This window comes from Actinomadura citrea, from assembly GCF_013409045.1.
GTDB lineage: Bacteria > Actinomycetota > Actinomycetes > Streptosporangiales > Streptosporangiaceae > Spirillospora > Spirillospora citrea.
Map to the genome: position 1 here is coordinate 1,109,935 of NZ_JACCBT010000001.1, position 18,398 is coordinate 1,128,332.

The 18,398-nt window shown below is 71.0% G+C and carries 24 protein-coding genes; 17 read left to right on the plus strand and 7 right to left on the minus strand.

All coding sequences use genetic code 11. From position 1 onward, the window contains the following. The first annotated feature begins 263 nt into the window (after positions 1–263). The 4 genes from pstS (at position 264) to pstB (ending at position 4,201) form a co-directional block, all read left to right on the plus strand. Positions 264–1,367, plus strand: a complete 1,104-nt coding sequence (pstS, locus tag BJ999_RS05435) for a phosphate ABC transporter substrate-binding protein PstS (RefSeq protein ID WP_179832261.1) — start codon at positions 264–266, stop codon at positions 1,365–1,367. Positions 1,368–1,459: 92 nt separating this feature from the next. Beyond that, entirely contained in the window at positions 1,460–2,440 is a 981-nt protein-coding gene (gene pstC, locus BJ999_RS05440; protein ID WP_229810225.1) for a phosphate ABC transporter permease subunit PstC, read from the plus strand. Then, positions 2,437–3,342, plus strand: a complete 906-nt coding sequence (pstA, locus tag BJ999_RS05445) for a phosphate ABC transporter permease PstA (RefSeq protein WP_229810224.1) — start codon at positions 2,437–2,439, stop codon at positions 3,340–3,342. Before pstC ends, pstA begins: the two co-directional genes overlap by 4 nt. Positions 3,343–3,424: 82 nt before the next feature. Beyond that, the gene (gene pstB, locus BJ999_RS05450; RefSeq protein ID WP_179832263.1) at positions 3,425–4,201 is read left to right on the plus strand and encodes a phosphate ABC transporter ATP-binding protein PstB; all 777 of its coding nucleotides are present in this window, start codon (positions 3,425–3,427) and stop codon (positions 4,199–4,201) included. Between the two features lie 106 nt (positions 4,202–4,307). Here the strand turns inward: pstB and BJ999_RS05455 are convergent, their stop codons facing one another. Together BJ999_RS05455 and BJ999_RS05460 are read right to left on the minus strand one after the other, a co-directional pair. Then, entirely contained in the window at positions 4,308–4,658 is a 351-nt protein-coding gene (locus BJ999_RS05455; RefSeq protein WP_179832264.1) for a TraR/DksA family transcriptional regulator, read from the minus strand. A 38-nt stretch (positions 4,659–4,696) separates the two neighbouring features. After that, the gene (locus tag BJ999_RS05460; RefSeq protein WP_179832265.1) at positions 4,697–5,146 is read right to left on the minus strand and encodes a DUF6069 family protein; all 450 of its coding nucleotides are present in this window, start codon (positions 5,144–5,146) and stop codon (positions 4,697–4,699) included. A 123-nt stretch (positions 5,147–5,269) separates the two neighbouring features. Here BJ999_RS05460 and BJ999_RS05465 point away from each other — a divergent pair, with 123 nt between their 5' ends. After that, the gene (locus BJ999_RS05465; protein ID WP_179832266.1) at positions 5,270–5,755 is read left to right on the plus strand and encodes a MarR family winged helix-turn-helix transcriptional regulator; all 486 of its coding nucleotides are present in this window, start codon (positions 5,270–5,272) and stop codon (positions 5,753–5,755) included. Positions 5,756–5,773: 18 nt separating this feature from the next. On the opposite strand, the gene BJ999_RS05470 is transcribed toward BJ999_RS05465, so the two are convergent. Then, entirely contained in the window at positions 5,774–6,241 is a 468-nt protein-coding gene (locus tag BJ999_RS05470) for a MarR family winged helix-turn-helix transcriptional regulator (RefSeq protein WP_179832267.1), read from the minus strand. Positions 6,242–6,427: 186 nt separating this feature from the next. On the opposite strand from BJ999_RS05470, the gene BJ999_RS05475 reads away from it, so the two are divergent. Continuing rightward, positions 6,428–7,243, plus strand: coding sequence for a hypothetical protein (locus BJ999_RS05475; protein ID WP_179832268.1), 816 nt, complete (start codon positions 6,428–6,430; stop codon positions 7,241–7,243). A gap of 12 nt (positions 7,244–7,255) precedes the next feature. On the opposite strand, the gene BJ999_RS05480 is transcribed toward BJ999_RS05475, so the two are convergent. Beyond that, positions 7,256–8,302 carry a LacI family DNA-binding transcriptional regulator gene (locus BJ999_RS05480; protein ID WP_179832269.1) on the minus strand — a complete coding sequence of 349 codons (1,047 nt, stop codon included), beginning with the start codon at positions 8,300–8,302 and terminating at the stop codon, positions 7,256–7,258. Between the two features lie 30 nt (positions 8,303–8,332). Between BJ999_RS05480 and BJ999_RS05485 the strand changes: the two genes are divergently transcribed. Continuing rightward, positions 8,333–9,535: an MFS transporter gene (locus BJ999_RS05485; RefSeq protein WP_179832270.1), complete on the plus strand. Its 1,203-nt coding sequence runs from the start codon at positions 8,333–8,335 to the stop codon at positions 9,533–9,535. Here BJ999_RS05485 and BJ999_RS05490 read toward each other — a convergent pair. Then, complete coding sequence (locus tag BJ999_RS05490; RefSeq protein WP_179832271.1) at positions 9,472–10,188, minus strand: winged helix-turn-helix transcriptional regulator; 717 nt, start codon at positions 10,186–10,188, stop codon at positions 9,472–9,474. The two genes, BJ999_RS05485 and BJ999_RS05490, sit on opposite strands and share 64 nt — an antisense overlap. Before the next feature lie 221 nt (positions 10,189–10,409). Between BJ999_RS05490 and BJ999_RS05495 the strand changes: the two genes are divergently transcribed. The 10 genes from BJ999_RS05495 to BJ999_RS05535 all read left to right on the plus strand — a co-directional run bounded on the left by BJ999_RS05495 (position 10,410) and on the right by BJ999_RS05535 (position 15,587). Next, complete coding sequence (locus tag BJ999_RS05495) at positions 10,410–10,664, plus strand: MoaD/ThiS family protein (RefSeq protein ID WP_179832272.1); 255 nt, start codon at positions 10,410–10,412, stop codon at positions 10,662–10,664. A gap of 112 nt (positions 10,665–10,776) precedes the next feature. Next, positions 10,777–11,487: an LmeA family phospholipid-binding protein gene (locus tag BJ999_RS05500; RefSeq protein WP_179832273.1), complete on the plus strand. Its 711-nt coding sequence runs from the start codon at positions 10,777–10,779 to the stop codon at positions 11,485–11,487. 46 nt (positions 11,488–11,533) lie between these two features. Then, on the plus strand, positions 11,534–12,049 hold the full coding sequence (locus BJ999_RS05505; RefSeq protein ID WP_179832274.1) for a sigma-70 family RNA polymerase sigma factor: 516 nt from the start codon (positions 11,534–11,536) through the stop codon (positions 12,047–12,049). After that, positions 12,046–12,783: a zf-HC2 domain-containing protein gene (locus BJ999_RS05510; RefSeq protein WP_179832275.1), complete on the plus strand. Its 738-nt coding sequence runs from the start codon at positions 12,046–12,048 to the stop codon at positions 12,781–12,783. Before BJ999_RS05505 ends, BJ999_RS05510 begins: the two co-directional genes overlap by 4 nt. 251 nt (positions 12,784–13,034) lie before the next feature. Beyond that, entirely contained in the window at positions 13,035–13,322 is a 288-nt protein-coding gene (locus tag BJ999_RS05515) for a TlpA family protein disulfide reductase (protein WP_229810252.1), read from the plus strand. Between the two features lie 117 nt (positions 13,323–13,439). Next, positions 13,440–13,505: a putative leader peptide gene (locus BJ999_RS43970; protein WP_360610734.1), complete on the plus strand. Its 66-nt coding sequence runs from the start codon at positions 13,440–13,442 to the stop codon at positions 13,503–13,505. 77 nt (positions 13,506–13,582) lie between these two features. Further along, complete coding sequence (locus BJ999_RS05520; RefSeq protein WP_179832277.1) at positions 13,583–14,020, plus strand: DUF4395 domain-containing protein; 438 nt, start codon at positions 13,583–13,585, stop codon at positions 14,018–14,020. Beyond that, entirely contained in the window at positions 14,017–14,856 is an 840-nt protein-coding gene (locus tag BJ999_RS05525; RefSeq protein ID WP_179832278.1) for a sulfurtransferase, read from the plus strand. The genes BJ999_RS05520 and BJ999_RS05525 overlap by 4 nt, the downstream gene beginning before the upstream one ends. A gap of 28 nt (positions 14,857–14,884) precedes the next feature. Then, a complete protein-coding gene (locus BJ999_RS05530; RefSeq protein WP_179832279.1) occupies positions 14,885–15,193 on the plus strand; it encodes a DUF1416 domain-containing protein in 309 nt (102 codons plus the stop codon). A gap of 211 nt (positions 15,194–15,404) precedes the next feature. Beyond that, positions 15,405–15,587, plus strand: a complete 183-nt coding sequence (locus BJ999_RS05535; protein WP_179832280.1) for a hypothetical protein — start codon at positions 15,405–15,407, stop codon at positions 15,585–15,587. Positions 15,588–15,723: 136 nt separating this feature from the next. On the opposite strand, the gene BJ999_RS05540 is transcribed toward BJ999_RS05535, so the two are convergent. Then, the gene (locus BJ999_RS05540) at positions 15,724–16,545 is read right to left on the minus strand and encodes a hypothetical protein (RefSeq protein ID WP_179832281.1); all 822 of its coding nucleotides are present in this window, start codon (positions 16,543–16,545) and stop codon (positions 15,724–15,726) included. Between the two features lie 193 nt (positions 16,546–16,738). Beyond that, complete coding sequence (locus BJ999_RS05545) at positions 16,739–18,166, minus strand: DUF1266 domain-containing protein (RefSeq protein ID WP_179832282.1); 1,428 nt, start codon at positions 18,164–18,166, stop codon at positions 16,739–16,741. Between the last annotated feature and the right edge of the window lie 232 nt (positions 18,167–18,398).

Here is an 18,398-nt window from a genome sequence, read left to right on the forward strand (position 1 = left end):
GGATGCCGGTCGGTCAACCCTGCTCAGGGCCGTCTCGACCGGGATTTTGGGCTGGTGAGCTGCGATGTTAACCCGGCGGCCACGGCAAATCGGGGCATTCTTCGCAACTGTGCTCGTCTGCGTTCATGCGCCGTTCACCTGGATCGGGGCGGCTGGTCACCTCGCCTCCCTAGCGTCGCATTCGACGGCGAACCCGTCGTCCGGTCGACATGGGCCGGGGCGGCTCGGGGGACCCGCCCGACGAAACTCAAGGAGACCCTCCGGTGAAGAACGGTTCCCGACTCGCTGCCCTGGGCGGTGTGGTCGTAGCGGGGGCGCTGGCCCTCTCCGCCTGCGGGAGCGACAACAACACGACGGCGAGTTCGAGCGCTGCGCCGTCCGGCGACATCGACTGCGCGAAGGCCAGCGTCAACGCTGCCGGGTCGAGCGCGCAGAAGAACGCGATGGAGGAGTGGACGAAGCTCTACTCGTCCAAGTGCGCGGGCGCCAACCTGAACTACAACCCGAGCGGCTCGGGTGCGGGCATCCAGGCGTTCACGAGCGGCCAGGTGGCGTTCGCCGGCTCCGACTCGTCCCTCAAGCCCGAGGAGGCCGCCGCCGCGCAGAAGCGCTGCCAGGGGAGCAACGCGCTGAACCTGCCGATGGTCGTCGGCCCGATCGCGGTCGTCTACAACGTGCAGGGCGTGGAGGGCCTCAAGGTCTCGCCCGAGACGCTCGCGGGCATCTTCTCCGGCAAGATCAAGACCTGGAACGATCCGGCGATCTCCAAGGAGAACGACGGCGCCAAGCTGCCGTCCGGGCCGATCAAGCCGATCTACCGCTCGGACGAGTCCGGCACCACCGAGAACTTCACGAACTACCTGCACACCACTGCGCCGAAGTCCTGGACGTGGGAGAAGGCCAAGAAGTGGCCGAACGCCACCGGCCAGGGCGCGCCGAAGTCCGACGGCGTCACCAGTCAGGTGAAGAGCACCGCGGGCTCGATCTCCTACGTGGAGATGTCTTACGCGGAGAACAACAAGCTGCAGACCGCGCAGGTCAAGAACGGCGCGGGCGAGTTCGCCGAGCTGTCGCCCGACAGCGCGTCCAAGGCCGTCGCCGGGGCGCAGGTCGTCGGCACCGGCAACGACGTCGCGCTGAAGATCGACTACGCGACCAAGGAGCCGGGCGCCTACCCGATCGTCCTGGTCACCTACGAGATCGCGTGCGAGAAGGGGCTGCCCTCCGAGCAGAGCGGGTTCGTCAAGTCCTTCCTCACCTACACCTCCAGCGCGGACGGCCAGAAGATCCTGACCGCCAAGGGCTACGCGCCGCTCCCGCAGAGCGTGCTGACCAAGGTCCAGGCGTCCGTCAAGGCCCTGTCCTGACAGCAGAAGACGGGAACCGCAGCCCCGCCGCCGAGATCATCGGCGGCGGGGCCGACGCGGGTTCCGGCGACATGATCGAAGGAGGACGTCCCGTGACGAGCGAGACCGGTGTCGGCGCGGCCGCCGGCGTCGACCGCCGTGCCGCCGCGAAGCGGATGAGCACCGGACGGGCCGGAGACAAGATCTTCGTCTCGGCGGCCCGCGGCTCCGGCATCACCGTGCTGCTGATCATGGCCGCGATCGCGGTCTTCCTCGTGTGGAAGGCCGTCCCGGCGCTGCAGGACAACAAGGCGAACTTCCTGACCGCCGAGGAATGGAACCCGAACGCGACGCCGCCGCGGTTCGGCATCGCCCAGCTCGCGTTCGGGACGGTCGTGTCGTCGCTGCTGGCGATGCTCATCGCGACGCCGGTAGCGGTCGGCATCGCGCTGTTCATCTCCTTCTACTCGCCGCGGCGCCTCGCCTCCGGGCTCGGGTACGTCGTGGACCTGCTCGCGGCGGTGCCGAGCATCGTCTACGGGCTCTGGGGCCTGGTCTTCCTGTCCCAGCACATGGAGGGGATCAGCACGTTCCTGAACTCGGTCCTCGGCTGGATCCCGCTGTTCGGGGGCGACTCTCCCGGCAAGAACTCGATCTTCACCGCCTCCGTGGTGCTCGCGATCATGATCCTTCCGATCATCTCGTCGATCTCCCGCGAGGTGTTCCTGCAGGTGCCGCGGCCCAACGTGGAGGCCGCGCTCGCGCTCGGCGCCACCCGCTGGGAGATGATCCGGATGGCGGTGCTGCCCTACGGCCGCTCCGGCATGATCGGCGGCGCCATGCTCGGGCTCGGCCGCGCCATGGGCGAGACGATCGCGGTCGCGATGGTCCTGACCTTCGTCCCCGGGATCAACATCCACCTGCTGGAGAACGGCGGCGCCACGTTCGCCTCCAACATCGCCAACAGCTTCGCCGAGGCGTCCACCACCGGGCGCGGCGCCCTCATCGCCTCCGGCCTGGTGCTGTTCGTGATCACTCTGCTCGTGAACATGGCCGCCCGCGCGGTCGTCGCGCGCCGGAAGGAGTTCGTGTGACCGCCGTCTCCACCCGCAAGCCCGACCCCGGTGCCCGGCTGGCGCCGGTGTCCGCCGGGCGCAAGATCAAGGACCGGGCCGTCCAGAGCCTGGTCTACCTCGCGTTCGCGCTGGCGCTCGTCCCGCTGCTGTCGGTGCTGTGGACCGTGGTCGTGAACGGCGCCGGGCGCCTCGACCCGACGTTCTTCCAGTTCTCGATGAACGCCGTCAGCGGCAGCGACGCCGGCGGCGGCGCCTACCACGCGATCATCGGCACGCTGGAGCAGGTGCTGATCACCAGTCTGATCGCCGTGCCGATCGCCGTGCTCACCGCCGTCTACCTGGTGGAGTACGCCGGCAACGGGCGGCTCGGCAAGGTGATCAGCTTCACCGTGGACGTGATGACCGGCATCCCGTCCATCGTCGCGGGGCTGTTCGTGCTGGCGCTGTGGCTGCTGACGTTCGGCTTCGACTTCTCCGGGCTCGCCGGGTCCCTCGCCCTGACGATCCTGATGATCCCGACGGTGGTGCGGGCGACCGAGGAGATGCTCAAGCTCGTCCCGAACGACCTGCGCGAGGCGTCCTACGCGCTCGGGGTGCCGCGCTGGCGGACGGTCTGCTTCGTCATCCTCCCGACCGCGATGACCGGCATCGTCACCGGCGTCATGCTCGCCGTCGCCCGCGTGATGGGCGAGACGGCGCCGCTGCTGCTCACGATCTTCTTCACCAAGGCGATCAACAACGACCCGTTCAACGGCGCGCAGGCGTCGCTGCCCACCTTCATCTGGGAGCAGGCCGCCGACCCCAACCAGAACTCGATCGACCGGGCCTGGACGGGGGCGCTCGTGCTGATCGGGATCATCATGCTGCTCAACCTGGTCGCCCGGCTCGTCGCGCGGCGCAAGTCGCCCGCGGGGCGCTGATCCCCCCTTGGTCCGACAGCCGCATTCGCAGAGCCCGCTGATTTTGCAGGGCCGCTGATCCAGAGAAAGGAACCCTGACCCCATGGCCAAGCGGATCGAGGTATCCGGGCTGCACGCCTACTACGGCGGCGTCCACGCCATCGAGGACATCTCGATGACGGTCGAGCCGCGCTCGGTGACGGCGTTCATCGGACCGTCGGGCTGCGGCAAGTCCACGTTCCTGCGCACCCTCAACCGGATGCACGAGGTCATCCCGGGCGCCCGTGTCGAGGGCAAGGTCATGCTGGACGAGGAGGACCTGTACGACTCGTCCGTCGACCCGGTCGCGGTGCGGCGCGTCGTCGGGATGGTGTTCCAGCGGCCCAACCCGTTCCCCACCATGTCGATCTACGACAACGTGGCGGCCGGGCTGAAGCTGAACGGCGTCCGCCGCAAGGGCCGGCTGGACGAGGTCGTGGAGGAGTCGCTGCGCGGGGCCAACCTGTGGAACGAGGTCAAGGACCGGCTCGCCAAGCCCGGCGCCGGCCTGTCGGGCGGGCAGCAGCAGCGGCTCTGCATCGCGCGGGCGATCGCCGTCCAGCCCCAGGTGCTGCTGATGGACGAGCCGTGCTCGGCGCTCGACCCGATCTCCACCCTCGCGATCGAGGACCTGATCGAGAAGCTGAAGACGCAGTACACGATCGTGATCGTCACGCACAACATGCAGCAGGCGGCGCGGGTCAGCGACCGCACCGCGTTCTTCAACATCGCGGGGACGGGCAAGCCCGGCAAGCTCATCGAGATCGACGACACCAGCAAGATCTTCGCCAACCCGGAGCAGAAGGCCACCGAGGACTACATCACCGGCCGCTTCGGCTGATCCTCGCCGCGGCCCGCCCCCGGAGCCGGTCTCCGGCTCCGGGCTGTTCGTCCGGGCGCGGCGGGGCGCTTCGCCGTTTCAAGGCGTCCAGGACGAGGCCGGGAATCTAGTCCGGCCGGGCGTGGGCGGGGCAGAGCGTCTTGATCCACGCCCGGCCGGTCTCGCTGCCCGGCTCGCCGCAGACCTCGCAGGTGCGGCGGGACTCGTCCCGGGCGGCCCGCAGGATCGCACTGACCCGAGTGCCGAGCTCGCGGGCGATGCCGAGCTCGCCGGTGACGGGGTCGACGTATGCGCCCAGGTTGACGTCCAGCATGCCGTACTTCTCCTTGACCTGGGCCACCTGGTAGTTCGGCAGCACGGCGACGAGTTCGGCGTGGGTTCGCAGCAGGATGCCGCGCCACCCGGGTCCGACAAAGTCGAGGTATTCGGGTATCTGTCTGTCGGCCAGGTTCGTCATGGAAACCGATCCTGCCCGAAGTGCACCGCCGGGCGCCGTCATCGCCTGCTCCCGCTGTCGGCGCGGCGCAGCACGGCCGTCCGCCAGAAGACGGGGATGAGGACGGCTCCGACGGCCACGTGGGTGAGGGCGAGCACCGCTTTGCTCCCGCCGGAGGCCTGCACGCTCATGATCGGCAGGAACGACACCGCGAGCAGGGTCAGGGCGGCGGCGGTCCAGAGCCGGGCCGCCAGCGGCGTCACCCGCTCCAGCGCGGCCAGCAGCGCCCAGCCGAGCAGTGACGGGGCCAGCGCGAAGACGCCGACGGCGGCCGCCCCCAGGTCCTGCGGCTCCTGTCCTTCCTGCTGGACGACCAGGTCGTGGCCCAGCAGCGGTTCCCCGACCGCCCAGATCGCCAGCGCGGCCGCGACCGCACCAGCCACGGCGAGTGCCCGCGCACGTCGTGGACTCCCGAGGCCGGCGCGCCCGCCCGTGCTCGCTCGCGTCATCGCCACGTCTCCTTCAGCTGCTCGATAGTTCAGGTCCTGAAGTTTTGCCGTTCGCCGGGGAGCGTAGCATTTACTTCAGAACCTGAACAGTTCATCGGCTAAAGAGACGGCTATGCTGGCCGCATGAGTCCTGATGCCGGCACCGGCACCGGAACGGGTGCCGACACGGATGCGGATGAGGTCGTGGCCGAGCTGAGCGGCCTGGTCTTCGAGGTCACCGGGCGGTTGCGCGCCCAGTTCAACGCCGCCGCGGCGGAACTCGGCCTTCCTCCGGCCCAGGCGCTCGTCCTGACCAACCTGTCCGGCCCCGCCCCGATGCGTCAGCTGGCCGACTGGCTGTCGTGCGAGCCGTCGAACGTCACCGGCATCGTCGACGGCCTGGAACGCCGCGGCCTGGTGACCCGCAGGTCCACCCCGGGCGACCGCCGCGTCAAGCTCGTGGTGCTCACGGAAGACGGCGAGGACAAGCGCCGGCAGTTGCGCTCCAGTACCAACGCGCTGGCCCGGACCGTCTTCGAACTCCCCGGCCCCGACCAGAAGCACCTCCGTGACCTGCTGGCACGCGTCTTGGCCGGTCCGCCGGCAGGCGCAGACGCGGAATCCGGCTGAGACGCGAACCCGCAGCGGCTAGGGCGCGGTGGGGGTGGTGTTCTGGATCATTCGTTGGAGCACTTTCAGGGTGGTGACGTAGTCGGCGTCGTCTATGCCCCGGTGAATGCGGGCGCGGATCTCGGGCGCGTGCCGCTTGAGAGCGGTGCGGGCCTCCTCGCCCGCTTCGGTGATCCACAGGCGTCCCTCGCCGTCGCGGGTCAGCCGGCCGTGCTCCAGGAGGATCTTCGCCTCCGCCTCAAGATCGTCCTCCGGCCTCAGGTAGGACGTCATGGCCCGCCGGAGTTCGGGGACGGTCATGCCGTGGCCGTCGGGGGAGAGGTCGTGCTTCGACAGATTGCGGAGCAGCCAGAACTGGGGTTGGGTGAAGCCCAGTTCGGCCTGCCTGGCTCTGGTGAACGCGATGAGGGCTTCGTAGGCCACTCCGGTCCAGTAGGCGGCAGGCTGGGCGGCCAGTTCGGCGTCGGAGGGCTGTTCGGTCGTCATGTGCGGTGTCCCCCATCGGATGTTCGCTGATACGGGGACCGTAGGACCTGAAGTTAAGTTGAGGTCAAGGCGCCGAGGGCCGCCCCGTCGTCGAGGACGAGCGTCATCGTCGCGAGCGTGTTACGGGAACCACTCCGGTTCCCCAAGCGTCGGACGGCCGGAAAACGTCCGACGAGAAGGAGCGCCGTGTTCGACCAAGTCTCCACCGACGTGCCGCCGCCCGACGAACTCTGGGCCCAGGGCGTGGTCAAAGCCATGATGGCCCCCTACCTCGACGACTGTTCCGGACAGGTCCAGGTGGACGGCGGCAGCCTGCGCACCGAGGACATCGGGAACGGCTACTGGGCCCTGCGCTGGGTGGAAGGCGGCCGGGCGCTGCTGTACGGCTACGACAACGAGGTCTCCGACACGCACATTCAGGACCTGCCCGTCGACCTGCTCGCCGGAGGCCCGGCGTGGCTGCCCTGGGAGTGGCTTCGGGACCTTCTGGTGAACGAGGACTACTCCGTGGCCTTCCTTCGCTGGTGGGACGGCTCCTGGGACGGTCCCCCGCTTCCCGAACACGTGGACGACGGGCTGTCCATCATCCTGGCCGACGGGGCCGAGCGCATGGACGAGCTCATCGACGGGGAAGGCTCCCCGTCGGCGCTGGCCTACCAGGACCTGATGCGCGCGGTGACCGCCGGGAACGTCGGGCGTCCCGCCGTCCAGGCGCTGCTGGCGGCACTGGGCGTGCCGGAGGCCGACCCGCGCGAGGCGCTCGATGTGGCCGCGCGGGCGGGTGTCACCCGGGAAGACGGGCTGCTGGAACTGCCCGCCGGCCACGGCGAACCGTCCGATCGCTGGGTCCCGGTGTTCTACCACGACCACCTGCCCACGGTGACGGCCATGGCGAAGCGCGAGGGCATCGAGATCGCCGAGCTTCCCGGCTCCGAGCCGCCCACCCTGAAGGCGCCGCCCCGCTTCTGCTTCAACAGCACGCACGAGCCCTCCGGGGCCTGATCACCCCCGTCGTCAGGGGCGGGTGCTGGTTCTGCGGATGAGGGACCACGCCGGTGTCCGGGGGGCAGGCCGACCCAGAGCGATCAGGGCGCAGGAAGCGCCTTGGTCGCGCAGGGACTGGGCGACCGTGGTCAGCCCCAGTCGTGCCGCCACCGCCGCGTCGTCCCAGCCGGTTATCGCCACGTCGTCGGGGACGGTGCGGCCGGCGGCGCGGGCCGCGCGGACGACTCCGGACGCCTGCTGGTCGCTCATCGCGGCGATCGCGTCGGGTGGCTCCGCGGAGGCCAGGAGAGTCGCCGCGACCCGCTCCGCCTCGGCGGCGTCGTTGCGCGCGCATACCGCGATGGTCACGTCCTGCCAGGGGATGCCGGCGGCCTCGGCCGCTTGCCGGTAGCCCTCCAGGCGTTCGCGCGTCACGGGGAAGGTGACGCCGGGGAGAGCCGCGCCGTTGGTGATCGCGGCTCTCCGGTCCCGGGAGAGCGGGAAGCTCACCAGGGCGGGGCGCTCGGCGCCTGCCCAGGCGACGGCGCCGATCGCGCGTGCGGCCGCGCGGTTGTCGATGCTCACCAGGCCCATGCCGCCGACGGCCGGGCCCCCGTGGACCGCCGCGGGGCGCCGCGTCGCCCGGACGGCCGCCAGGACGGGGTCGTCGTCGGACGTGGTCCACACGATGAAGCCGTCGACGGCGGCGTCGGCGATCCGGGCGACGTCGTCGGCGGCGCCCGTGATGGGGACGATGGTCATGCCGCAGCCGTGATCGGTGCAGACGTCGGCGACGCCCGCCAGGAAGGACACCGCCTCCGGGTCCTCGAAGGCGTAGCTCAGATGCTCGCCCATCACCACGCCGAGCGTGCGGGTGCTGCCTCGGCGCAGGGACCGGGCGCTCGGGTCGGGGCCGGCGTAGCCCAGTTCGTCCGCTGCGGCGAGGACCTTCGATCTGGCCTGGTCCGAGACGCGGTCCGGGCGGTTGTAGGTGTAGGAGGCGGTCATGACCGACACGCCTGCCCGCTCCGCCACCTGGGCCAGGGTCACGCGCTTCGCGCCTCCGGACGCTTCCATGCTTCATGGTAGCTGTGTATCGTTACACACATGGATGTCGGGGCGTCGTGGCGCGCGTTCGTGGGGTTCGCTGCTTTCGGGGCCTTCTGGGGGGTGTGGGGCGCCTCGGTGCCTCGGGTCCAGGAGCAGGCGGGGATCGGGGACGGCGCGCTCGGCTTCGCGCTGCTGTTCGTGGGAGCGGGCGCCCTCCCGGCGATGCTGCTGACGGGGCGGGCGCTGGACCGGTGGGGGCCCGGGGTCGCGGGCGCGGCCGTCGTGGCGTTGGGCGGGGCCGGAGTCGTCGTGGCGTTCACGGCTGTGAACCTCGCCGGCCTGTGCGCGGGGCTTGCCGTGGTCGGCGCTACCAGCGGGGCGGCCGACGTGGGCATCAACGCGGCTGCCGGGCGGGCCGAGAGAGCCGGCGGGAGGGCCGTCATCACCCGTGCCCATGGTGTCTTCTCGGGTTCGGTGGTTCTTGCGAGCCTTGCCAGCGGGATGGCGTCGTCGCTGCCGCTCGTGGTGCCGTTCATGGTGGCGGGTGGGGCCTGCCTGGCCGCTGGGGTGAGTCTGTGGGCGTCTCCTGGGGGCTTCGTCGTTCAGCGTGAGGCGGTCGCGCCATTGGGGCGGCACCGGGTCGTCCCGTTGCTGCTGATCGGGGTGTTGGGGGCGCTCGCCTTCGCCAGTGAGAACGCGCATCAGAGCTGGAGCGCGGTCTTCGTCGCCGACGAGTTGCATTCGGGCGGGCTCAGCGCTGTCGCGCCTGCCGTCTTCGCGGGGACGGTGGCGATCACGCGATTGTCGGTGGGCGGGGTGAGAGCGGTCCGCGGAGTCCTTCTCGCGGGGGCGGCGGGGGCCGCGGGCGGGGCCGTCGTCATCGCGGTCGCGCCCACGCTGGTGGTCGCCGGGATGGGGCTCGCGGTGGCCGCCACCGGAACCGCCGTTCTGTTCCCCACACTGCTCCGCCTGGTCGCGCAGAACGTTCGGGACGACCACCGGGGGCGCGCGACGTCGGTCTTCGCGACCGTGTCCTACCTGGGGTTCCTCGCCGGGCCGGTCTATGTCGGGCTCTGGGCGGACGCCGTGGGGCTGCGCGGCGCCATGGTCGCGGTCGCGGCGATCGCGGCCGTCCTGTTCGTTCTGACTCCGGTGCTGCTCCGACTCGGCGGCTTCGCCGGTGGGGAGCAGAGCGGTCAGGCTCGGGCGGGGGTCTTCTCCTCGGCGTCGCCCGGGCGGTGGTCGGGGACGAAGCGGTAGCCGACGTTGCGGACGGTGCCGATCAGGGACTCGTACTCGGCGCCGAGCTTGGCGCGGAGGCGGCGGACGTGGACGTCGACCGTGCGGGTGCCGCCGAAGTAGTCGTAGCCCCAGACCTCCTGGAGGAGCTGGGCCCGGGTGAAGACGCGGCCCGGGTGCTGGGCCAGGTACTTCAGCAGCTCGAACTCCTTGAACGTCAGGTCGAGGACGCGGCCGCGGAGGCGGGCGGTGTAGGTGGCCTCGTCGATCGTGAGGTCGCCGCTGCGGATCTCTCCCGGGACGTCGTCGGCCTCCGTGCCCGCCGCCGCCCGTCCGACGGCCAGGCGGAGGCGTGCCTCGACCTCGGCGGGGCCGGCGGTCTGGAGCAGCACGTCGTCAAGGCCCCATTCGGAGCTCAGTGCGGCGAGCCCGCCCTCGGTGACGATCGCGAGCAGCGGGCAGTCGAGTCCGGTGGTGCGCAGCAGGCGGCACAGGCCCTTGGCCTGGACCAGGTCGCGGCGGGCGTCCACCAGGACGATGTCGGCCGGTGGAGCGTCGATGAGCGCGGAACCCTCGGCGGGCGCGACGCGCACGGAGTGCAGCAGAAGTCCCAGCGCCGGCAGGACCTCGTCCGAGGGCTCCAACGCGTTGGTCAGCAAGAGCAAGCTGCTCAAGTGCCGCCTCCCGTCTCTGAAAAGACGTAGGACCCGGGCGGCCCATCCCCAAGACCGGCGCACGGCCGGCGGCTCGAAGACGAGGTGGCCATGCAGGGCCTTTCGGATGAACTCCATGGCCTCGTCGCCCGGATCCCTCACCCCTGAGCATAACCGAGGTGCCGTCATCGGCCATGGCCCGACCTGGCCGGACCGTGTCCGCGAGATGAGAGCCTGTAACCATGGCCAAGGGAACGATGCGGTACTGGGCGGCCGCCAAGGCCGCGGCGGGGACGCATGAGGAGCCGTACGACGCGGCGACGCTGGCGGACGCGGTCGCCGCAGCCAGGGACGGGCGCGGCGACGAGTTCGCCCGGGTCGTCGGGCGGAGTTCGTTCCTGGTCGACGGGGACCCGGTCGGGACGCGGCCGCACGCGTCGGTGGCGCTGCCGGAGGGCGGGGTCGTGGAGGTGCTGCCGCCCTTCGCAGGTGGTTGATCTCACAACGGAGTGATTTTCCGGGCTTCGGGGTCATTCTCCGGAGCGACCCTTTCTGGGCGGTTTGTTCACTATCGTGTGGCGAACGCATGCCGCAGGCCTAAGGAGACACATGCGGAAAGTACTGCTGGTCCTGCTGATCCTCGTGGCCGCGGGTCTGGTCGCCGCGGACCGGCTGGGGGTCAGGGTCGCCGAGGACAAGATCGGCGAGCAGGTGGCCGCGCAGTACAACCTGCAGGAGCGGCCGGACGTCACGATCCACGGCATCCCGTTCCTGACGCAGGCGGTCGGCGGCGAGTACAAGCACATCGAGGTGGCCATCGGCGACTGGACGCAGCAGGGCGTGACCGTCACCGGCGTCAAGGTCGACATGCGGGGCGTCGACGCGCCGCTGTCGGAGGTCACCAAGGGCAGCGCCGCCGACGTGACCGCGCGCACCGCGACCGCCTCGGCCGTCGTCCCCTACGACGTGATCCAGAAGCAGGCGCCCAAGGAGGTCAAGCGGATCGGGCCGAAGGGCGACGACCTGTCGGTCGACCTGACCGGCAACGTCCTCGGTCTCCCGGTGAACGGCACCGCGGTCGTGGAGGTCGAGCCGACCGCCAAGGGCATCGCGATCTCGCCCGTGTCGGTGGGGTCGAACGGCGCCGCGCAGATCCCGCTGGCGCTGGTGAAGCGGCAGCTCACGTGGGTGGTGCCGGTCTCCGACCTGCCCGTCGGATCGCGGATCAGCAAGATCGAGCCCACGGCGGACGGGCTGCGCGTGGCGGCGACCGCCCAGAACGTCCGGTTGAACGATCTCCAGGCGCCCGCGCAGAAGTAATCCCGGAGACCGTGAACCGGTCCGGGGGAGCGTACGTGACAGTGGTGTGGGACCGACCGCCGACGAGGGGCTGCTTCGCGCCCTGTACAGCGAGCACGGGGGCGCCCTCCTCGGCTACGTCCTGCGGCTGACCGGCGGAGACCGAACCCAGGCAGAGGACGTCGTGCAGGAGACGCTGCTGCGCGCTTGGAAGCACCCGGAGGCGCTGGCGGGGCGGCCCGTCCGGCCGTGGCTGTTCACGGTCGCGCGGAACCTCGTCGTGGACGCGCACCGCGCGAGGCGGGCCCGGCCCCCGGAGACGGGCATCGACGAGCACGTCCTGATGACCGCCGGCGGCTCCGACGACATCGACCGGGCGCTGGAGTCCTGGACGGTCGCCGAGGCGCTGGCCGGGCTCAGCCCGCCGCACCGGGCCGTCCTGGTCGAGACCTTCTACCGGGGCCGGTCGGTGGCGGAGGCGTCGAAGGCGCTGGGCATCCCGCCCGGCACGGTGAAGTCCCGCACCTACTACGCGCTGCGGGCGCTCAAACTCGCGCTGGAGGAGCGGGGGCTGGCGCCATGACCGACTGCACGGAGGCGCGCACCGCGCTCGGGTCCTACGTGCTCGGCGCGCTCGATCCCGGCGAGCGGAGCCGGCTGGAGGCCCACCTGGAGGAATGCCCCGCGTGCCGCGACGAGCTCGCCGGGGTGGCCGGCCTTCCCGCGATGCTCGGACGGGTCGACGAGGCGCAGCTCGAACGGGTCGCCGGGCCGCCGCCCGAGCTGCTGGACGGGCTGCTGGCCAGGGCGGCCGAACGGCGGAGGGGACCGTTCGGACCGCTGGGGCGCCTGGCCGGCGGGCGGGCCGCGGGGTGGGCCCCGACGGCCGCCGCAGCGTGCCTGCTGCTGATCGCCGGGGGCCTGTTCGGCGGCCTGCTGTTCCCCTCGCGGACCGGCGGCACGGACGGCCCGGACGCCAAGCCGCCGCCGTCCGCGTCGTCCTCCGCGCCGGTGGTGGCGGGCGAGCGGATCACCGCGGAGGACCCCAGGAGCTCCGTCAAGGGCTACGTGGTGCTCCACCGCAAGGCGTGGGGGACCGAGGTGGAGCTGCACCTGGCCGGGGTCCCGAAGGGGTCGCACTGCCGGTTGCTGGTGATCGCGCGGGACGGCCGCCGGGACGCGCTCGGCAGCTGGTACGTCCCGTACGACGAGGGCTACGGTGAGTACCGCGGGTCCACGATGTTCCCGCGCGGCCAGCTGTTCTCGTTCGAGATCGTCGGCCTGGACGGGCGGCCCCTCCTCACGATCCCCACCTGACCGGGGCCGCCGGGCGGCAGAGGGCGGCGGACAGAGGGCGGCGGACAGGGGGCGGCAGGGAGAGAAGGCGGGCCGCGGGAAGAATGCGCAGGCCCCGGAGGTTGTTGCTGTCGATGATCGGAGCATTGACCGCAGCCGGCGTCCTCCTCGCGGCCACGGTGTTCGGCCTGGTGAGGCGGCGCCGCGACGGGGTGCTGCGCGCCCGGCGGGAGAAGGGCGAGCAGGTGGGCGAGACCGTCGGCCCGGACGACATGGGCGCCGAACTCGGCGACAAGGCCACGCTGTTGCAGTTCTCCAGCGCGTTCTGCGCGCCGTGCCGGGCCACCCGCCGCGTCCTCGGCGAGGTGAGCCAGATGGTGGAGGGCGTGGTCCACGTCGAACTCGACGCGGAGGCGCATCTCGACCTCGTCCGGCGGCTGAACGTCGTGCGGACGCCGACCGTCCTCGTCCTGGACGCCGCCGGCCGCGTGGTCCGGCGCGCCGCCGGCGCGCCCCGCAAACCCGATGTCATCGCCGCTCTGGGGGAGGCCATCAGATGAGCCGCAGCCTCATGACCTGCGCTAAGACGATTGTCACTGTCTCGCAAGGCGAGACGGATGTGACAGCCCGTGGATTGTCGGCTTAACATCGTGTCCGTGCGTTACTGGACAGAGCAGATGCTCACGAAGCGCCGCGCGGTGGATTTCTGCCGCCTGGCCGCCTCGCTCTGTCGCATGGCCTGAGGCATCGAGCCCGTCCGCCCCCGAGCATTTCTCCTTCTAGCTCGTACGCACGCTTCCACTCCGCCAGGAGCACCCCGATGCAGGTCGATCCGCGTGGGCCGCGCTTCGGCGCCTCCGTCACCACGGCCGTCCTCGTCGTGGTGCTGGTGACCGGAAGCTGGGCACTGCTCGCCGCTCAGGCCGTCGTGTTCGCCATCGCGGCCTTCCTCGGCCTCCGGTACGCCCCGTACGGACTCGTGTTCAAAGTGCTCATCCGCCCCCGTCTCGCTCCGCCCAGGGAACTGGAGGACGAGGCCCCGCCCCGCTTCGCGCAGGGTGTCGGGTTCGGCTTCGCCCTCCTGGGCACGGTCGGATACGCGACGGGGACCACCTGGCTCGGCATCGGTGCCACCGCCCTCGCACTGGCGGCGGCGTTCCTGAACGCGGCGTTCGGGTTCTGCCTCGGCTGCGAGATGTATCCGCTCTTCCGCCGCATCACCGCGAAAGTCCGCTCCGAAGGGAAGGTTCCCGCATGAGCCGCTCAGACGTCCTGGTGGACACCGACTGGGTCGAGGCCCACCTTGACGACCCCGGGCTCGTGCTCGTCGAGGTCGACGAGGACGTGTCCGCCTACGACAAGGGCCACATCCGTGGCGCCGTGAAGATCGACTGGAAGACCGAGCTGCAGGACCCGGTCCGCCGCGACTTCGTCGACAGGACCGGCTTCGAGCAGCTGCTGTCGAGCAAGGGCATCGCGAACGACGACCTCGTCATCCTGTACGGCGGCAACAACAACTGGTTCGCCGCGTACGCGTACTGGTACTTCAAGCTGTACGGCCACGACAAGGTGAAGCTCCTCGACGGCGGCCGCAAGAAGTGGGAGCTGGACTCCCGCGAGCTGGTCACCGACGTCCCGAGCCGTCCCGCGACCGACTACAAGGCCAAGGACCAGGACCTGGCGATCCGCGCCTTCCGCGACGAGGTCGTGGACGCGATCGGCAAGCAGAACCTGATCGACGTCCGTTCGCCGGACGAGTTCAGCGGCAAGCTGCTCGCCCCGGCGCACCTGCCGCAGGAGCAGTCGCAGCGCGCCGGCCACGTGCCGACCGCGGCCAACATCCCGTGGTCGAAGGCGGCCAACGACGACGGCACGTTCAAGTCCGACGAGGAGCTCCGCGCCCTCTACACCGAGGCCGGGGTCGACCTGGGCAAGGACACCATCGCCTACTGCCGCATCGGCGAGCGCTCCTCGCACACGTGGTTCGCGCTCCGCGAGCTGCTGGGCCTGGAGAACGTGAAGAACTACGACGGTTCGTGGACCGAGTACGGCTCGCTCGTCGGCGTGCCGATCGAGCTCGGCGCAGGCAAGTAAGTCCCGCAGCACCACACTTGGAGGAACCATGACCCAGGGCTGCGCAGCGCCCGAGCAGACGGCGCATCTTCCGGCGACCGTCGACCTGACCCACGAGGCCGTCATCCAGGGGACCGTCACGCGTGACGGCGCCCCGGTGTCGAGCGCCTACGCCCGCCTGCTCGACTCGTCCGGCGAGTTCACCGCCGAGGTGGTGACGGGCGAGGAGGGCGTGTTCCGCTTCTTCGCCGCCGACGGCGACTGGACGGTCCGTGTCCTGGCGGCCGGCGGTGTGAGCGTCGACGCCGGCGTCACCGCGAAGATCGGCGAGGTCGCCGGTCTCGAAGTCACGATCTGACCCGCGCCAAGGTCCTTGAACCCCGCCGTCCCCGATCGGGGACGGCGGGGTTCGTCCGTTAACGGCATCTCCACCAGCTGTTCCCGTGCTCTTCGCCCCACCCGGTCTGCCCCGACCCGCCGGTGGTGGACGGTCTTCTCTTGCAGGTCACAAACCAGATCAGAGGGTGCGGCCCACGGCCGCTTCCTCTCACGAGGTCAGGAGAACCCTGATGAGAAAGATCAAGATCAAGATCGCCGCGGGGAGCGAGAGGGAGACCGATCGACTCTGCTGGGCGGTCATGGAGAACGTCCACGCGGCCATCGCTCCTCACGAGAGGGTGACGAGCACGGCGCACCGGGGGCGGGCCGGCGGCAGGAAGGCCACGCTGACCTTCGAGGTCGAGAGCGGCTGAAGCCGCTGCAGGCGGTACCCCACTGTTGGTCCTTGCTCTCTGCCGAGTGCGAGGACCAACTTCTCTTTCGGGCCACGGTGCGCGGCCCCCGCCGGGGCAGGGCGGCCGGCGGGGTCGCCCGCCGCCCGGCCCGCGATCAGTTGCTCCAGAGCAGCGTGTTGGTGACCTCGACGCCGAGTTCCCCGGCGGTGGCGAAGACGCTGCCGGTGCGGTCGCCCGTCGGGCCGCCGCTGGACCAGTACGACTGGGCGTAGATGACCGTGGACCCCTGCGCCCAGGTCCGCGTCCAGTACGCGGGGTCGGCCTTCGGCTGCGGAAGCCCGCTGGCGTCCGACGGGGTCAGCAGCTTCGGCCAGCCCTCCTGGTTCGTGTAGCCCTTGACGAGGGACGCGTCCGTCGAGGTGGCGAACTTCAGGATCGAGACCGAGGTGATGATCTGCTTGGACGGGCTGGCGTAGACGGCCGAGTACATGCTCCCGACGCACGGGTGCCGGCTCAGCGCGGGCAGCAGCACGGAGTTCGCGCGGGTGGTGCACGACTCGGTGCGCGTCCCCGCCTGCGTGAACACGTTGCCCTTCGCCGTCGTGATCGTCCGCTTCAGCACGCCGGCCGGGTCGACCGCACCGCCGATGGAACTGGTGGGCGAGGGATCGGTCGTCGGCTGCGACGTGGACCCGTAGGACGGGATCCGCGTCGTGGACGGCAGCGACACCGGCCGGACCGGGTCGTCGTCATCGCCGCCGAAGACGAGGACGGCGCACGTGCCCGCGACGGCCACGAAGAGGACCGCGCCGACGACGAGCAGCCACACGAGCGTGCTGCCGCCGCCGCGCCGCGGGGGCGGATACGGGGGCGGGAAACCGGGGCCGCCGGGCATCGGGGGCGGGCCGGCGTGTGCGGCAGGCGGCGGGAAGCCCGGCCGACCGGGCTGCTGGCCGGGCCAAGGTGGGGGGTTCATGGTCGCTCCGGGCGGTTCACGTGCGGGGTGCCGACTGAGGTCGGGCCAGACTACGTGAGGTGAATGGTGATTTCATGGCAGATTTCCCATATACAGATGGCCGTGCCGATGCAACCGTTCCGCGGCAAGGCTTCGGGGGTGTGAGAGATAGATCACGCACCCGAGCCCGTTGCGGCGGGCGACAAATCCCGGACTAGGCCCAGTCGCGGGTGAGGTCCAGGTCCCAGGGGACGAGGTTCCACGGGCTGCGGGGCTCGGTGGCGAGTTCCTCGATGAGCTGCTCGTACTCGGCCTGCGCCTTGCCGCCACCGCCCGACCAGAGCAGGCGGCCCTGCAGGTAGCAGGTCGCCATGTCCCGCCAGGACGCGTACCGCCGCTGGATGTCCAGGGCGAGCGGGAGCATGCGGTCCCAGCAGTACTCCTCGGTCAGCCAGCCGACGATGTGGCCCCACCGGTAGAGCATGAGCGCGCGCCCGTAGTCCCAGATCAGGAACCGTCCCACGTTGGCGCGCAGCGCCGGGTCGGCGAGGGCCTCCAGCCGGTGCAGCTCCTCCGTCGCGTGGTTGCGGTCGTTGAAGAGCTGGTGGAGGAACAGCGCCAGCTCGGCGCCCTCCTCGCTCGCGTCCGCGCCCGGCTCGTCGCGCAGCAGCGGCGGGACGAGCCGCGCGTACGAGCCGCCCTCGTCCCCGTACCGGACGCGGACCAGCTCGATCAGCCGCTCGACGAACGGGGGCTCCAGCCGGTCGCCGGCGATGAGGCCGTCGACCTCGCGCAGCAGCGACTCGTACTCCCGCCGCGCGGCGAGGGGCCGGCCGGCGAGGTGCGCGTCCTGCGTGAAGTCGGCGCGGTGCCCGTCCTGGACGAGCCAGTTGACGGCGCCGAGCAGCTGCTCCAGGTCGTAGGCGCCCCAGGGGTCCTGGAGCAGGTCCTGTGCGGCGCGGCGGTCGGCGGCCGCGGCGGACGCGCCGGGCGCGGCGCCGAGCCGGTCCATCCGGAACCCGTTGACGGCGCCGTAGGGGGCGCCGGCGGCGATGATCCAGCGCTGCACCGGGGTGAGGTCGCTGCCGTGGGTGAGGACGCCGTTCAGGTCGGGGGTGGAGATCAGCTCCCAGAGACGCCGCTGGAACTCCTCGGCCTGCCGCTCCTCGCTGCCGAAGAACCCGGCGAGCTGCTTGCGCAGCGACGGGTGCCGGACGTAGAGCCGCCGGAAGAACCGGCCGTTCTTCCACACCAGGTGCTCGGGGCGCAGATCGCCGAAGGGGATCCGCGTCCGCCGGTGGACCATCGCCTGCTCGGCGAACCGCAGTTCCAGGTCCGACCAGAGACCGGCGAGCGGGGTGAAGCGCAGCAGCAGGACGAACCCGGCCACCAGGGCCAGCAGGACGGCGCCGGGGGCCAGCGCCCACCGCGCCTGGTCCTGCAGCCCGGTCAGGGACAGGACGGCGCCGGTCAGCAGCAGTGACACGCCGCCCGCCCCGAAGCCGAGGAACCAGCCGGTCGTGAGGATGAGGGACCCCTCGATGCGGAGCACCGACTCCTCGTCGTCGAACTCGAACGACCCCTCGGCGAGCGTCCCCTCGACGGCCCGCTCAAGTGCGTCGAGCTGACCGGCCTCTTCCATGGGCAGGACCGTACAGCATGCCTTACGGGTAGATCATCTACTCCGTGCCCCGTATGCGGCGGCCAGGGGGCGGAGAACCGCTTTGGGCTGCGGCGTTCCGTTCTCTGGCATCTGACGTCGCGGTGGACGACGTGTCAAGCGACGCCCCGCGCCCGCGGACCGGGCGGCCGCGGGTGCCGCCGTCCTCTTTCTCGGGACGCCCCATGGCGCATGTCCAATCTGTGCTGAAATG